Source organism: Sphingomonas sp. P4_G3 (assembly GCF_056401105.1).
In genome coordinates, this window is sequence record NZ_JBFUJZ010000014.1 from 21,732 (window position 1) to 36,577 (window position 14,846).

16 protein-coding genes are annotated in these 14,846 nt (G+C 65.9%); 11 read left to right on the forward strand and 5 right to left on the reverse strand.

Features of this window, described 5'->3' with window-relative positions; all coding sequences use genetic code 11:
• Positions 1–3: 3 nt before the first annotated feature.
• Genes ribB through AC1DQQ_RS21245 form a run of 3 tightly spaced genes read left to right on the forward strand, consistent with a single transcriptional unit; the run spans position 4 to position 2,322 of the window.
• Positions 4–1,290 carry a 3,4-dihydroxy-2-butanone-4-phosphate synthase gene (ribB, locus tag AC1DQQ_RS21235; protein WP_478042448.1) on the forward strand — a complete coding sequence of 429 codons (1,287 nt, stop codon included), beginning with the start codon at positions 4–6 and terminating at the stop codon, positions 1,288–1,290.
• The gene (gene ribH / locus AC1DQQ_RS21240) at positions 1,290–1,709 is read left to right on the forward strand and encodes a 6,7-dimethyl-8-ribityllumazine synthase (RefSeq protein ID WP_478042447.1); all 420 of its coding nucleotides are present in this window, start codon (positions 1,290–1,292) and stop codon (positions 1,707–1,709) included. The genes ribB and ribH overlap by 1 nt, the downstream gene beginning before the upstream one ends.
• A gap of 1 nt (position 1,710) precedes the next feature.
• On the forward strand, positions 1,711–2,322 hold the full coding sequence (locus AC1DQQ_RS21245; RefSeq protein ID WP_478046685.1) for a hypothetical protein: 612 nt from the start codon (positions 1,711–1,713) through the stop codon (positions 2,320–2,322).
• 4 nt (positions 2,323–2,326) lie between these two features.
• Here AC1DQQ_RS21245 and AC1DQQ_RS21250 read toward each other — a convergent pair whose 3' ends face one another.
• Entirely contained in the window at positions 2,327–2,983 is a 657-nt protein-coding gene (locus AC1DQQ_RS21250; RefSeq protein ID WP_478032991.1) for a TMEM175 family protein, read from the reverse strand.
• A 175-nt stretch (positions 2,984–3,158) separates the two neighbouring features.
• On the opposite strand from AC1DQQ_RS21250, the gene acs reads away from it, so the two are divergent.
• Together acs and AC1DQQ_RS21260 are read left to right on the forward strand one after the other, a co-directional pair.
• The gene (acs, locus tag AC1DQQ_RS21255) at positions 3,159–5,096 is read left to right on the forward strand and encodes an acetate--CoA ligase (RefSeq protein ID WP_478046686.1); all 1,938 of its coding nucleotides are present in this window, start codon (positions 3,159–3,161) and stop codon (positions 5,094–5,096) included.
• On the forward strand, positions 5,096–5,590 hold the full coding sequence (locus tag AC1DQQ_RS21260) for an O-acetyl-ADP-ribose deacetylase (RefSeq protein ID WP_478046687.1): 495 nt from the start codon (positions 5,096–5,098) through the stop codon (positions 5,588–5,590). Before acs ends, AC1DQQ_RS21260 begins: the two co-directional genes overlap by 1 nt.
• Before the next feature lie 166 nt (positions 5,591–5,756).
• Here the strand turns inward: AC1DQQ_RS21260 and AC1DQQ_RS21265 are convergent, their stop codons facing one another.
• Together AC1DQQ_RS21265 and AC1DQQ_RS21270 are read right to left on the reverse strand one after the other, a co-directional pair.
• A complete protein-coding gene (locus AC1DQQ_RS21265; RefSeq protein WP_478046688.1) occupies positions 5,757–6,902 on the reverse strand; it encodes a threonine aldolase family protein in 1,146 nt (381 codons plus the stop codon).
• 100 nt (positions 6,903–7,002) lie between these two features.
• Positions 7,003–7,473 (reverse strand): lasso peptide biosynthesis B2 protein, encoded by a 471-nt coding sequence (locus tag AC1DQQ_RS21270; RefSeq protein ID WP_478032995.1) that lies wholly within the window; start codon positions 7,471–7,473, stop codon positions 7,003–7,005.
• Between the two features lie 100 nt (positions 7,474–7,573).
• On the opposite strand from AC1DQQ_RS21270, the gene AC1DQQ_RS21275 reads away from it, so the two are divergent.
• From AC1DQQ_RS21275 to AC1DQQ_RS21295, 5 genes are all read left to right on the forward strand, one after another.
• Complete coding sequence (locus AC1DQQ_RS21275) at positions 7,574–9,610, forward strand: M13 family metallopeptidase (RefSeq protein WP_478046689.1); 2,037 nt, start codon at positions 7,574–7,576, stop codon at positions 9,608–9,610.
• Positions 9,611–9,707: 97 nt separating this feature from the next.
• On the forward strand, positions 9,708–10,265 hold the full coding sequence (locus AC1DQQ_RS21280) for a sugar O-acetyltransferase (RefSeq protein ID WP_478046690.1): 558 nt from the start codon (positions 9,708–9,710) through the stop codon (positions 10,263–10,265).
• 58 nt (positions 10,266–10,323) lie between these two features.
• A complete protein-coding gene (locus AC1DQQ_RS21285) occupies positions 10,324–10,641 on the forward strand; it encodes an ArsR/SmtB family transcription factor (protein ID WP_478046691.1) in 318 nt (105 codons plus the stop codon).
• A complete protein-coding gene (locus AC1DQQ_RS21290) occupies positions 10,638–11,096 on the forward strand; it encodes an SRPBCC family protein (RefSeq protein ID WP_478046692.1) in 459 nt (152 codons plus the stop codon). Before AC1DQQ_RS21285 ends, AC1DQQ_RS21290 begins: the two co-directional genes overlap by 4 nt.
• Positions 11,096–11,764, forward strand: a complete 669-nt coding sequence (locus AC1DQQ_RS21295) for a glutathione S-transferase family protein (protein WP_478046693.1) — start codon at positions 11,096–11,098, stop codon at positions 11,762–11,764. Before AC1DQQ_RS21290 ends, AC1DQQ_RS21295 begins: the two co-directional genes overlap by 1 nt.
• Positions 11,765–12,050: 286 nt before the next feature.
• On the opposite strand, the gene AC1DQQ_RS21300 is transcribed toward AC1DQQ_RS21295, so the two are convergent.
• Entirely contained in the window at positions 12,051–12,332 is a 282-nt protein-coding gene (locus tag AC1DQQ_RS21300) for a hypothetical protein (RefSeq protein ID WP_478033003.1), read from the reverse strand.
• Positions 12,333–12,678: 346 nt separating this feature from the next.
• On the reverse strand, positions 12,679–13,701 hold the full coding sequence (locus tag AC1DQQ_RS21305) for an NAD-dependent epimerase/dehydratase family protein (protein WP_478046694.1): 1,023 nt from the start codon (positions 13,699–13,701) through the stop codon (positions 12,679–12,681).
• A 95-nt stretch (positions 13,702–13,796) separates the two neighbouring features.
• Here AC1DQQ_RS21305 and AC1DQQ_RS21310 point away from each other — a divergent pair, with 95 nt between their 5' ends.
• A complete protein-coding gene (locus AC1DQQ_RS21310) occupies positions 13,797–14,765 on the forward strand; it encodes an NADPH:quinone oxidoreductase family protein (protein WP_478046695.1) in 969 nt (322 codons plus the stop codon).
• The last annotated feature ends 81 nt before the right edge of the window (positions 14,766–14,846 follow it).

Here is a 14,846-nt window from a genome sequence, read left to right on the forward strand (position 1 = left end):
ATCATGAGCACCATGCTGATCGATCGCGTTCGCGATCTCGTCTCCTCGGGCGGTATTTCGCGCTCGGGGCTTGCCCGCGCTGCCGGGCTGCACGCCAATTCGCTACGCATGCTCGACGAGCCGGAATGGAATCCGACCGCCGATACGCTGCGCAAGCTGGAAGTCTATCTCGACCGGCGCGACAAACGCCCGGCGTTGGTCCCGATCGAGGAGATCATCGAGGAAGCGCGCAACGGCCGCATGACCATCCTGGTCGATGACGAGGATCGCGAGAATGAAGGCGATCTGATCATCCCGGCGCAAATGGCGACCCCCGACGCGATCAACTTCATGGCGCGCTATGGCCGCGGCCTGATCTGCCTGACCTTGACCGAAGCGCGGATCAAGCAGCTCGAACTCGAGCCGATGGTGCGCAACAACCGCACTCGTCACGGCACTGCCTTCACTGCGTCGATCGAGGCGCGCGATGGGATCACCACCGGTATCTCCGCGCACGATCGCGCGCGCACCGTGTCGGTCGCGATCGACGCGTCGAAGGGTGCGGAGGATATCGTCTCGCCCGGCCATGTCTTTCCGCTGATCGCGCGCGACGGCGGTGTCCTCGTCCGCGCCGGCCATACCGAGGCCGCGGTCGACGTTGCGCGGCTCGCCGGGCTCAACCCGTCAGGCGTGATCTGCGAAGTCATGAAAGACGACGGCACGATGGCGCGGATGGACGACCTGATCGCCTTCGCGCAGGAGCACAAGCTCAAGATCGGCACGATCCGCGACCTGATCGCCTATCGTCGTCAGCACGACCATCTCGTCGAGCGCCGCGCCGAGGCGCGCTTCACCAGCCGCTGGGGCGGCGAGTGGACCGCGCGGACCTATTACAACAAGGCCACTGGCACCGAGCAGATCGCGCTGATCAAGGGGCATATCGACCCCGACAAGCCGACATTGGTCCGGATGCACGCGATGAGCGTGTTCGCCGATTTGTTCGGGGAGGAAGGCAAGCGTGCCGGCCTGCTCGAACGCTCGATGGAGATCATCGGCAAGGCGGGCGCGGGCGTCGTCGTATTATTGTCGCCATCGGGCGCGACCGGGTTCAGCCAGGCGCTGGAGCACAAGGCCGGCGCGCCGATGCCCGACGAATTGCGCGACTATGGTGTCGGCGCGCAGATCCTGACCGAATTGGGAGTCGAGGACATGATCCTGTTGACCAACACGCATCACATACTCGTCGCATTGGACGGCTATGGCCTGTCTATCGTAGGAGAACGCGCGATCGACATTGGGGGACTGGATTGATGGCGCGGATATTGATCGTCGAAGCGCGCTTCTACGACCATCTCAACGACATGCTGCTCGCCGGCGCGCGCCGCGCGATCGAGGAAGCGGGGCATGCGCACGAGACGGTGACCGTCCCCGGCGCGCTCGAAATCCCCGGCGCGCTCGCGCTGGCGGCGGAGACCGGGCGCTATGACGCTTATGTCGCGATCGGTGTGGTGATCCGCGGCGAGACCTATCATTTCGAGATCGTCTCGAATGAAAGCGCGCGCGGCATCATGGCGCTGACGATGGACGGCATCGCGATCGGCAACGGCATCCTGACCACCGAGAACGAGGCCCAGGCGATCTATCGCGCCGATCCCGATCAGGCCGACAAGGGCGGCGGCGCGGCCAAGGCGGCGCTGGCGATGCTCGACCTTCGGCAGAAATTCGACTGACATGCCGTCCGGGCCGCCGCCGTCGCGCTATCGCGTGATCGAGCGCGGCGGCCGGCTGCAGGTGATCGACACCTGGGCGGGGCGGCGGCCGCCGGCGATGGCGGCCTATACCGATCCGGTGCCGGTCGAGGACGTCGACCCGTCCGATCCGCCTTTCGGGGACACGGCGGCGGACGATTGGTCCGACACCGCGCCATCGCCTGGTGATTTTGCCGACAGGTCGGCCCAACCGGGAATGACGCTGGACCCGCCGGTCCCCTCCGCTCTTCCGCAACGCGCCCCCAATCTGGTGGCAGGGCCACCCGAGCTGCTGCGGAACGTCGCCGCCACGGTCTGCGGCGATACCCGCGATAGCGACGGCCGATTGGTGCTCAAGACCGCGCGCTTCTACGACAGCCGCGCGCCGCGGGCGATTGCGCTCGATCCGGACGGCGAGCGCGAGCTGGGACTGGCGATGCTGGTCGCGCTGGCGCTGGCGGTCGGCGCCGTGCTGTTCACCGTGACGCTCGGTTGGCCGGGGATCGTGGTCGGGGTGATCGCAATCGTGCTGGCGCGTCAGGTCAACCTGGTCGCGACGCCGTGGCTCGACCGGCTGGCGGCGCGGACCCGCTGACCGGTCACACCGTCCGGATCACACCGCGCCGGTGCAGATAATCCAGCAACTTGCGCCACAAGGGCATCGACATCAGCGCCGGCTGGCCGAACCAGGGATTGACGAAGCAGAACAGCAAGGCGGTCGCCGTCCCGAGGATCACCGCCCAGCCGCGCCGCCGGATCAGCGCGGCATATTCGGGGTCGAGATCGTCGGCCGCGACCGGGGGCGCCACCGCCATGCTGTTGTTCCAAAGATTGCAGATGGCAACGAGCAGCAGCCAGCCGGAATAGGCGACGGCCGGCACCAGCCTGCCATAATAATCGCTGACCAAGGCGGTGAAGAACGGCATCCCCGCCACCGAGCATAACAGGAACAGATTGGGCATCAGCAATTTGGGCGACCAATGCCGCGCGCAATCGAATGCGCGGTGATGCCCGCTCCAGAACGCACCGATCACGAAGAAGGAGACGAAAAAGCCGATGAAATGCGGCGTCAGATGGGCGAGCGCCGCCAGGAAGGCGATGTCTGATGCGGCGTAGGGCAGCGCCGGCACCTTGAGCTCGATGACCAGCAAGGTGATCGAAATCGCGAACACCGCGTCGGAAAAGAATACCAGCCGTTCTAGCGCATGCGCCGGCGCACCGTGATGCATCGGCTGGTCGTTCGGCCCGTCGCTCATTTGTATCCCCCTGGAAATGCTATCTGGCATGGCGCCGCGGCGCTTGCCAAGCACGCATCGCTGCCGCCAATAGGGAGGGCGTTCGAGCATCGTGCGGAAAAAAGTGGGCAACGGATTTCCGCGACGCGATGCGACCACAAACGATTAGAGCGGCATGCCGCCCTAAGGAGAGAGCATGTCCGAGCAGAGCGTCTATCCAGTACCGGCCGATTGGGCCAAGCGTGCGAAGGTCAATCGCGCGGCGTATGAAAGGCTGCACGGGCGCAGCCTGGCCGATCCTGGCACCTTCTGGCTCGAACAGGCGCGCCGGCTCGACTGGATAAAGCGGCCGGAAATGGCCGGCGACTGGTCGTTCGGCCAGGACGATTTCCGCATCAGCTGGTTCGCGGACGGCGTGCTCAACGCAGCGGCCAATTGCCTCGACCGTCATCTCGCCACGCGCGGCGAGACGGTGGCGCTGATCTGGGAGCCCGACGATCCCACCGAACAGCCGCGTCGCATCACCTATCGCGAGCTCCACCGCGACGTCTGCCGCTTCGCCAATGCGCTGAAGGACCGGGGCGTCGCCAAGGGCGATCGCGTCACCATCTACATGCCGATGATTCCCGAAGCGGCGGTCGCGATCCTGGCCTGTGCCAGGATCGGCGCGATCCATTCGGTGGTGTTCGGTGGCTTCTCGCCCGAGGCGCTGGCCGGGCGAATCGAGGATTGCGGATCGACTTTGGTGATCACCGCCGACGAAGGCCGGCGCGGTGGCAAGAAAGTCCCGCTCAAGGCCAATGTCGATGCCGCGCGCCGCCATGCGCCGGGGCTGAACAAGGTCATCGTCGTCAAGGCGACCGGCGGCGACGTCGCGATGGGCGACGGCGATCTGTGGTATCACGACCTGGTCGAGCAGGCGTCCGCCGACTGCCGGCCCGAACCGATGAACGCGGAGGATCCGCTGTTCATCCTCTATACCTCGGGATCGACCGGCAAGCCCAAGGGCGTGCTCCACACCACCGCCGGCTATCTCGTCTGGGTCAGCCTCAGCCACGAACTGACCTTCGATTACCGGCCCGGTCAGATCTATTGGTGCGCGGCCGATATCGGCTGGGTCACCGGGCACAGCTATATCCTCTATGGCCCGCTCGCCAACGGCGCGACCAGCCTGATGTTCGAAGGCGTGCCCAATTGGCCCGACGCCAGCCGCATCTGGCAGGTCGTCGACCGCCACCAGGTCGAGATCATCTACACCGCGCCGACCGCGCTCCGCGCGCTGATGCGCGAAGGCGACGATTATGTCACGCGGACCAGCCGCACATCCTTGAAGCTGCTCGGCACGGTCGGCGAGCCGATCAATCCCGAGGCGTGGCGCTGGTATCACGAAGTGGTCGGCGAGGGGCGCTGCCCGATCGTCGACACCTGGTGGCAGACCGAGACCGGCGGGCACATGATCACGCCCCTACCCGGCGCCGTCGACCTCAAGCCCGGCAGCGCGACCTTGCCGTTCCCCGGGGTCGATCCGCAGATCGTCGATACCGACGGTGTCGTGCTCAACGGCGCGGCCGAGGGGAATCTGGTCATCGCCAAGAGCTGGCCGGGGCAGATGCGCAGCGTCTGGGGCGATCACGACCGCTTCTTCCAGACCTATTTCACTACCTATCCGGGCAAATATTTCACCGGCGACGGCTGCCGCCGCGACGAGGACGGCTATTATTGGATCACTGGCCGCGTCGACGATGTGATCAACGTCAGCGGCCACCGCATGGGCACCGCCGAGGTCGAAAGCGCGCTGGTGCTCCACGCCAAGGTGGCCGAGGCGGCAGTCGTCGGCTTCCCCCACGACATCAAGGGGCAGGGCATCTACGCTTATGTCACCTTGAACGCCGACGAGGCGCCGTCGGAGGAATTGCGCAAGGAGTTGGTGCAATGGGTGCGGATTGAGATCGGCCCGATCGCCTCGCCTGACGCGGTGCAGTTCGCGCCTGGCCTGCCCAAGACGCGCTCGGGCAAGATCATGCGCCGCATCCTGCGCAAGATCGCCGAGGGCGATGTGTCGAACCTGGGTGACATCTCGACCCTGGCCGATCCGGCGGTGGTCGACGATCTGGTGACGAACCGGGTCGGCTGATGCCAGTCGAGGCGGTTCGCGGCGACATCACGCGGCTCGAGGTCGACGCGATCGTCAACGCCGCCAATTCCTCGCTGCTCGGTGGCGGCGGAGTCGACGGCGCGATCCATCGCGCGGCCGGGCCGGAACTGGTCGCCGAATGCCGCATGCTCCACGGCTGCAAGCCTGGCCAGGCCAAGGCGACCAAAGGCTATCGCCTGCCCGCGCGCCATGTGATCCACACGGTTGGGCCGGTGTGGAACGGCGGCGGTGCGGCCAAGGCGGAGACGCTCGCGAGCTGCTATCGAGAAAGCCTCAGGGTCGCGGAGGAGCTCGGCCTTCGCACGATCGCCTTTCCGGCCATCAGCACAGGCATCTACGGCTATCCGCGCGAAGAAGCAGCGGCGATCGCGGTGCGCGAGACGATGGCTGCGGTGGACCGCTTTGACCGCATCCTGCTGGTGGCGTTCGATGAAGAGACGTTCGATCTCTACCGAGCGGGCCTGGACGAGTAGTTGGGCGGACTGACGGTGCCATCCTGAAAGTCGTCACCCCGGGCTTGTCCCGGGGTCCACTCCTCCACCATCGAGCTGAGGCGATGCTGCGCGGTGGATGCCGGGACAAGCCCGGCATGACGCTTGGTGGGTGGGTTTCCACCGCCACCTCAAACTCACGGCGCGGTCAGGTCTTGAACAAAGCGACATACTCGGCTGTCTCGCGCCGCAGGATCGTGGCGTTGGCGTAGAGCGGGATTGCGCCTTCCTTCCAACGACCCAACCGAATACCGGCGACGCGCCCGCGCTCGAACGCGACGGTGGCACGCGCTTCCGGCATCTCCAGGAAATGGATGTTGGACGGTGCCGGCGAGGCCCGGCGCTTCGCCAGCTTCTCGTGCTCGAGCGCCGTCATCAATTCGTCGACCCGGGCGTGCGCGCGCGCGATCGCCGCCGGGAACGTCTTGAGACCGTCGAGCGCCAGCAACGCCGACGCCCAGCCCTGATAAATCATCCCGCCATAAAGATGCCGCCACTCGCGGGCGCGGGCGATATCGGCGGCGGTCCCGGCGAGCACCGCGCCGAACGGTGCGCCGAGATATTTGTAGAGCGAGACGTAGACGGTATCGAACGGCGCGGCATAAGCTTTCACGTCGATCGACGGTGGCGCCAGCAGCAATCGCGCGCCATCCAGATGCAGGCGCGTATTGTGCGCCTTTGCCAGCGCCGCGATCGCCGCCAGGTTAGCCGGTGCGATCATCTGGCCGTCGAGCCGGCGCACCGGGCTTTCGAGCGAGATCGCGCCGACCTTGAGCGGAAAGGGCCCTTTCTCGGCCGCGTCGAACGCGGCGGCCAGCTCGGCGATCGTCGGCGCGGCGTGGCCGGGCCCGAGCGGCACCAGATTGATCCCGGACAGCCGCTGCGCGGTATCGCTTTCGTCGCGATAGAGATGGCTGTCGGCCTGGCAGAAGGCATGTGGATGCTCGCCGCACAGCACGCGCAATGCGACGTTGTTGGCGAGCGTCCCGGTGGGCAGGAAGGCGCAGGCCTCCTTCCCGAGCAAGGCGGCAAATGCCTGCTCGAGATCCTCGACGGCGCCGCCTGTCAGGTAGGAATCGCGAATCTTGCCTGGTTTGCCTGCCAGTGTTGCCAACTGGGCGACGGTGTCCGACGGGCTGCGCGACGCATCGTCGCCCACCAGCCAAACGCTGCGCGCGTCGACCGGGGGGAAATCGGCCGGCTTGGCTGCGGCGCCGTAATTCTGAGCGCGCAGCGGGACGGCAATGCCGGCAGCGAGCGCGGCCTGGAGCAGATGGCGTCGATCGAACAGCATGGAGGCTCCCCGGTACAAAACGGTGCGGAAACGTTATTTTGGGTGAATGTACGGCCTCGAATGACGAAGGCGAGCGCGATTATTGGGGAAGCCGATCGCTTCACACGAAACAGGCAATCTCGCCCATGTCGCGCGGGATCGGATAGCCGGTCACCTTGACTCCCGCCGCGTCGAGCCAGGCATGGGCATCGATCGCGCGTTTGTCGTTCGGGCGTGCGCCGAAATGCATCACGCTGGCGATTCCGCGCCGCCGCAGCATCGTGTGCGCGGCCATCGCCTGTTGCAGGCAGACCGAGCGGAACGGCATGAACGGAGCGGCCGAGCGGACTGCCCAGCCGATCGTGCGCGCGGTCGCCGCCTGGTCCGGGGTGGTCGCCGCCGCGCGCTGGGCGACGCGCGGGTCGGCGGGGGTGACGAAGTCGCCCAGCCGCCGCGCGACTCGCGAAAACGGCAGGACGAGCAAGAGCATCCGCGCCGCGAACATGCTGGCGCAGGCCTCCGCGACCAACAATTGGCGCCGCCACCCCACCCCCGCCAGCGTCTTCATTTTGTGCAGAATATCGCGCGCCATGATGCCGATGACTGACAGGGTTTGTTGGCGAAGTCGATTGCGCGCGCTTTGGCCCGCCGCTATATTTGGATAATACACGTAGGGCGGGAGTTTTCATAAAATGAACAAGAAGGTTTTGGGCCGGCTGGCGATCAGCGCCGCGGCGCTGGCGATTGCGATTCCGGCAGTGGCCAAGATGACGGCGACGCCGCGCTACGGCGCGTTCGGCATCGACCTCACCACGCAGGATAAAGCGGTCAAGGCCGGCGACGATTTCTGGACCTACGCCAATGGCGCCTGGGCCAAGCGGACCGAAATCCCGGCCGACAAGGGCTCGGTCGGTTACGGCAACATCCTGAGCGACGAGGCCGAGGTCAACGTCCGCAAGATTCTCGACGACATGGCCGCCAATCCCGCCAAATACGGCGCGACCGGCAAGCAGGTCGGCGATTTCTACGCGAGCTGGATGGACGAAGCCGGCATCGAGGCCAAGGGCACCGAGCCGCTCAAGCCCTATCTCGGCAAGATCGCGGCGGTCAGCGACCTGACCGGCCTGCAGACCCTGTTCGCGTCGACCGGTTATGCCTCGCCGGTCGAACTCGGCACGATCCCGAGCCTGTCGGATCCCGAGCATTATACCGCGGTCGCGGGCCAGGGTGGCCTGGGCATGCCGCGCGATTTCTACCTGCTGCCGGGCGAGAAGTACGACGCGTTCCGCAAGGCGTATCGCGCCTATATCCAGCAGATGCAGGAACTGGCCGGCATTCCCAACGCGGGGGCCAAGGCCGATGCGATCTTCGCGCTCGAAACCGCGATGGCCAAGGAGCAATGGTCGCCCGAGCAGAGCCGCGACATCGCCAAGCTCAACGACCCCGAGGATCTCGCCGGGCTCAAGGCCAAGGCACCCGAGTTCGACTGGGCGCTGATGCTCAAGACCGCCGGCCTCGAATCGTCGCCCAAGGTGCTGATGACCAACAACACCGCGCTGACCGCGATGGGCAAGATCATGACCGCGACGTCGCTGCAGACGTGGAAGGATTATCTCGCCTTCCACTTCGTCAGCGACCACGCGACCTTCCTGCCCAAGGCGTTCGACGACGCGCGGTTCGATTTCTATTCGAAGACGCTGTCGGGCGTGCAGGTCAAGCGCGACCGCTGGAAGCGCGGCGTGCAGATGACCAATGGCGCGCTCGGCGAGGCGGTGGGCAAGCTCTATGTCGAGCAATATTTCCCGGCGTCGAGCAAGGCCAAGATGGCCGAGCTGATCGAGAATCTGCGCGCGGCTTATGGCGAAAAGATCGCCAAGTCGGCCTGGATGGATGACGCCACCCGCAAGGCGGCGCTGGTCAAGCTGACCGCGTTCGAACCGCGCATCGGCAATCCGGACAAATATATCGATTATTCGTCGCTCCGCGTCGATCGCGGTGACCTGCTCGGTAATGCGATGCGCTCGGCCGAATTCGATCATCAGCTCGACCTGCAGCGTTTCCCCAAGCCGGTCGACCGCAGTTTGTGGGGCATGACGCCGCAGACGGTGAACGCCTATTACAACCCGCTCGCCAACCAGATCACCTTCCCGGCAGCGATCCTGCAGCCGCCATATTTCGATCCCAACGCCGATCCGGCGGTCAATTACGGGGCGATCGGCGCGATCATCGGCCACGAAATGGGCCATGGTTTCGACGATCAGGGCAGCCAGTTCGGCCCGACCGGCAAGTTCGAGAATTGGTGGACCGACGGCGCGAAGAAATCCTACACCGAACACACCGCCGCGCTCGCCGCGCAATATGACGGTTATGAAGCGATCCCGGGAACCAAGATCAACGGCAAGCTCACGCTCGGTGAGAATATCGGCGATCTGAGCGGCGTCGAAACCGCTTACGCCGCTTATCAGCTCTATCAGGCGAAGCACGGCAAGGCGCCGGTGATCGGCGGCCTGACCGGCGACCAGCGCTTCTTCCTCGCTTATGCCCAGGCCTGGCAGGCGAAGCTGCGCGAAGGTCTGCAGCGCCAATTGCTGCTGACCGACCCGCATTCGCCGGCCAAGTACCGCGTCAACGGGATCGTCCGCAACGTCGACGCCTGGTACAAAGCGTTCGACATCAAGCCCGGCGACGCGCTGTATCTGCCGCCTGAAAAGCGCGTCCATATCTGGTAAGCATTCGAGATATCGAGCTTAAAGGGGGCGTCCGCGATCCGATCGCGGGCGCCCCTTCTTTATTGGACAGGCCGCCAGTCGCGACGAGGTATCCCGAATGTCGAACAAGGATCGCACGATCATGATCCACCGCCGCACGCCCGAATCGGCGGCGATGGTGGCGAACACCCAGCGCGCGATGGCGATCACGCCCCTCCTCAACCGTCTGACCTATGCCGATCGCGATGAGATCCGAGCCTTGTTCAGCGACCTGATCGGCCGACCGGTCGATGACAGCTTCATGCTGATCCCGCCTTTCTACACCGCGCATGGCAGCGAGATCCGGGTCGGGCGCAACGTGTTCATCAACCAGAATTGCACGATCTACGATCTGGGCGGGGTCGATATTGGCGACGACGTGCTGATCGGCCCGAACGTCAGCATCATCACCTCGGGCCATCCGCTCGAGCCCTCGCGGCGCCGCGACGGCGTGACCGCGGCGCCGATCGTGATCGAACGCAATGTGTGGATCGCCGCCGGCGCGACGATCATCGGCGGCGTCACCGTCGGCGAGAATTCGGTGGTCGCGGCGGGAGCGGTTGTGACCAAGGATGTTCCGCCGAACAGTCTGGTCGCCGGCGTGCCCGCCAAGGTCATCCGTTCGCTCGAGGGCTGAGCAACCACTGTCTTCGGAGGCACTTGACTCAAATGTAAGCTATGACTTACCGTAAGCCATGGCTAACCGAATCGCCGTCGCCCTCAACGCGCTCGCCGACCCGACCCGCCGGACGATCTTCGAGCGCGTCGGCGCCGGCCCCGGCGCGGTGGGAGAGATCGCCGCCGGGCTGCCGGTGTCGCGGCCGGCGGTGTCGCAGCATCTCAAGGTGCTGAAGGAGGCTGGGTTGGTGACCGACACGCCAGACGGCACGCGTCGCGTCTATCGCCTCGATCCGCGCGGGTTGGGCGCGCTGCGCGACTGGCTCGACCTTTTCTGGGGCGACCAGCTCAACGCGTTCAAGGATTTTGCGGACCAGCAGGAGCGCCCGAAATGAGCATTGCCCCGATCGTCCAATCGGTAGCTGTCGCGGTGCCGCCCGATCGCGCCTTTGCCCTGTTCACCGGGTCGATCGGCCGCTGGTGGAAGCGCGGCATGACGATCGGCGCCAAGCCGCACGAGGACGTGGTGATCGAGCCGCGCGCCGGCGGGCGCTGGTTCGAGCGCGACGAGGATGGCCTCGAGACCGAATGGGGCAAGGTACTGGCCTGGGAACCGCCCGACCGCGTGCTGCTCGGCTGGCAGATCGATGCCGCGTTCAAACACGATCCCGATCTCACCACCGAAGTCGACGTGACGTTCGTACCCGAAGGAACCGGCACCCGCGTGACGCTGACCCACAGCCGGCTCGAACGCTTCGGCGATTCGGCCGAGCGCATCGCCGCGCAGCTCGGCGGCGGCTGGCCGGGCCTGCTGCAATTGTTCGCTGACTTTACCGAAAAGGACGCATGATGACCGACTTCGTGATCCACGGCATTCCCGGCAGCCCCTATGTCCGCGCGCCCTTGCTCGCGCTGGAGGAAAAGGGCTTGCCCTGGCGGCTCGATCCCTTGCCGATGGGCGGCAATCGGACGCCCGACTACAAGGCGCGGCTGCATCCCTTCGCCAAGATCCCGGTGCTCGATCATGGCGATTTCCGTCTCTACGAAACGCGCGCGATCCTCGATTATATCGATCAGGTCGCGCCGGAGCCGGCGCTGACGCCGGTCGATTGCAGGCTGCGCGCGCGGATGAACCAGGTGATCGGGATCGTCGATTCCTATGTCGCGCCGCGGCTCAGCGGGGCGGTGACCTTCCCCCGCCTCGTCGCGGCGCGGTTCGGCATGGCGGTCGACGACGCCGCGGTGGTGGCCGCGATCCCGGTCGCGCAGGAAGTCGTGGATGAGCTAGCGCGCCTGCTCGGCGACCAGGCCTATATCGCGGGGCCGGCGCTGAGCCTGGCCGATCTGATGCTGATCCCGCATCTCGCCTTCATGCCCGATTTCACCGAAGGCGCGGCGATGATCGCGCCGTATGCCAATCTCGCCGCCTGGATCGAACGGGTGAAAGCGCGGCCGAGCATGGCCGCGACCGATTGGGCCGTGCTGCTCGATCGGTTCCCAATGCCGGAAGCAGCTTAGTTTCAGCGGCTGCCTCGTTCGCCCTCTCCCGCAAGCGGGCGCGCCGGGTCGGTCATGCCCCCGGCATGACCTGAACAGCGCGGGGCGCTGTTCACCCGGTGCAGGTTGGGTGAGGGTCTTCTTCCTTCTTCCAAGCGGTTGACGCCTAAAAAGAAGAAAGAATACCCTCACCTTCCCACCGCCTAACGGCCGCGGACCCCTCCCTCTCCCGCACGCGGGAGAGGGCTAAGTACGCAAGTGGCGGAGCCGGCGGCCGCCCACGCCTAGCAGGCGGTGCAGGGCGAGTTTAGTTCGGCACGCCCCACAGGGTGGCGCGGTCACGCGCGAGCGATTTCATGAATTGGTCGAGATCGATCAGCCGCGTCTCGATCTCACCGGCGTCCACGCCGCGCCACACCGAAATATCGTAGCCGGCCCTGGCTTTCTTGAGGTCCTGGCCGGCGCGATAGCGATCGGTGATGTAGAGCAGTTCGAGCAATTCGGTGGGCCGATGGCGTTTGTCGGCTTTGATGACCCCGTATTTGACGAAATATTCCGTCATGATCCCGTCGTTCGATGTGCTGACCATCACCATACCCCTTTTGTATTACGGAGATGGGGGCGCGTGACGGCGAATCCAGACCTGACGTCGGCCTTCGGCAACTTAGAGCGTGATGACGTGAGTTTGCCCCGGCGTGATTGCCCGGGCGTGTTCGCTGGCAAGGAGCGGTGTGCAGCGCGTAGCGGCGCTACGCGCAAGGACCGCGACGCAGACCAGCGGGCGCGCCCGGACAACCGCAAAGCGGCGGGCGCCTTTTGACGCATGGCAGCGTCTCTCGTCGGTCACGATGCATTTTGCATCGCTCCGCTCCTCGTTCCTCGCCCTGCGCCAAAATCCGCTCCGTCACGACGGGTCAAACTCATGTCATCACGCTCTAAACCTTCGAAACGCCCATTGCGATCAGGCTGTTGGCGGTGTCGAACACGCTGTCGGCGGCGGGGCGCGGGCGCCAGCCGAGCTTTTCCATCGCGTGAGTCGGTTCGGCGTGGCGGACCTTGCCGAGTTCGCCGATCAATTGGCGCACTGCGGGGTCGAACAGCGACACGATCCGCATCACCCAATTGGGCATGCGCCGCTTCGGCACCTTGCCGGCATGATCGGGCAGCCGCTCGCGCAGGATCGCGGCGATCTCCATCAGGCGGAGGAAACCGTGCGGGGCCACCGCCATGAAACGCTCGCCGCTGATGTCGGGCGCGGACAGCGCGCGGACATGCAAGTCGGCGACATCGCGCACGTCGACCAGGTTCAGGCCGATATCGGGCAGGGCTGGATAGGCGCCCTCGAGCACGCGCTTCACCACTTCGAGTGACGGCGAGAAATCGGTGCCGAGCAGCGGCCCGACGACCAGCCCGGGATTGACCGTGACGAATTCCAGGCTGCCGCCCTCGGCCGCGATCCAGTCGCGCGCGGCGCGCTCGGCGATCGTTTTCGACTTGGCATAAGCGGAGACGTCCTTGGCGGACACGTCGGTCCAGTCGGCCTCGGTGAAACTGTCTTTGCCCTCCGCGCGGCCATAGAAGATCGCCGCCACCGAAGAGGTCATCACCAGCCGCGTGACCCCGGCATCGCGAGCGAAACGGAGCGCGCGCAACGCGCCGTCGCGCGCCGGGACGATCAACTCGTTCTCGTCCTTCACGTTGTGCAATGGGATGGGGGAGGCCATGTGGACGACATGGCTGCACCCGGCCATCGCCTCGGCCCAGCCGGCGTCGCCGGTCAGATCGGCGGCGAAGAAAGACAGGCGGTCATTGTCGACCTTCAGCCAGTCGCGGACCTCGGCTTCGCGGCCAAGGCTGCGGATGGTGGCGCGGACCGTCCAGCCTTGCTCGATCAGCTGGCGAATGGTGAAGCCGGCGATATAGCCGCTGCCCCCGGTGACCAGAACCACGCCTGCCATATGTCTCTCCTGTTGCACGTCTGGCTAGCAGATTGGTTTCGATCCGCAACGTGTCAGCGATTGACCGGCGCCTGCCCAAGGGGGAGAGCAGGGCGATGAAAGCGCTGCTCGTCTCCGAACTCGGCCCCGATTTCGCCGGCTGCGCGCTGGCCGAGATGCCAGATCCGGTGCGGGCGCCGGGGCACGTGCTGATCCGGGTCCGCGCGGCGTCGCTCAACTTTCCCGATCTGCTGATGACCGAGGGCAGATATCAGCTGAAGCCCGATCTGCCGTTCGTTCCCGGCATGGAAGTCGCGGGCGATGTCATCGAAGCCGATAGCGATAGCGGCTTCGCGCCGGGCGACGCGGTGGTCGCGGGGACGCGGCTCGGCGGGTTCGCCGAATTGGTTGCTGTCGATGCACGCAGCGTGCGGCGGCTTCCCGCCAATCTCGATTTCGCCGCCGGGGCGAGCGTCGGTGCTGCCTATAACACCGCTTATGTCTCGCTGGTGCGCTGCGCCAATGTCCAGCCCGGCGAGTGGGTACTGGTTCACGGCGCGACCGGTGGGGTCGGCTTGGCCGCGGTCGATCTGGCCAGGGCGCTCGGCGCGCGGGTCATCGCGACGTCGCGCTCGCCGGACAAGCTCGCGACATTGGCGGCGGATTATATGGTCGACGCGATCTTGCCGGCGCCGGGTTTTCGCGAGGCGGTCAAGCAGATCACCGGCGGTGGCGCCGATGTGATCTTCGATCCCGTCGGCGGCGACGTGTTCGACGAAAGTACGCGCTGCATCGCGTTCGGCGGCCGGTTGCTGGTGATCGGCTTCACCTCGGGGCGGATCGCGAGCGTCGCCACCAACATCCCGCTGATCAAGGGCTTTTCGGTGATCGGCGTGCGCGCCGGCGAATATGGCCGCCGCTTCCCCGCGAAGGGCCGCGAGAATCAGGACGCGATCTGGGCGCTGGCGGCGGAAGGCCGCATCCGCCCGCGGGTCGATAGCCGATACGCGCTGGCCGACTGGCGCGCGGCATTCGAGGCGATGCGCGACAGCCGGATGGTCGGCAAGATCGTGATCGAGCCGTAGCGTATCCGCACCCAAGAGCTGAATCCGGCCAAGCTGAATCGTCACGCCGGCCCTGTGCCGGCGTCCACCGGGCCGCAAACC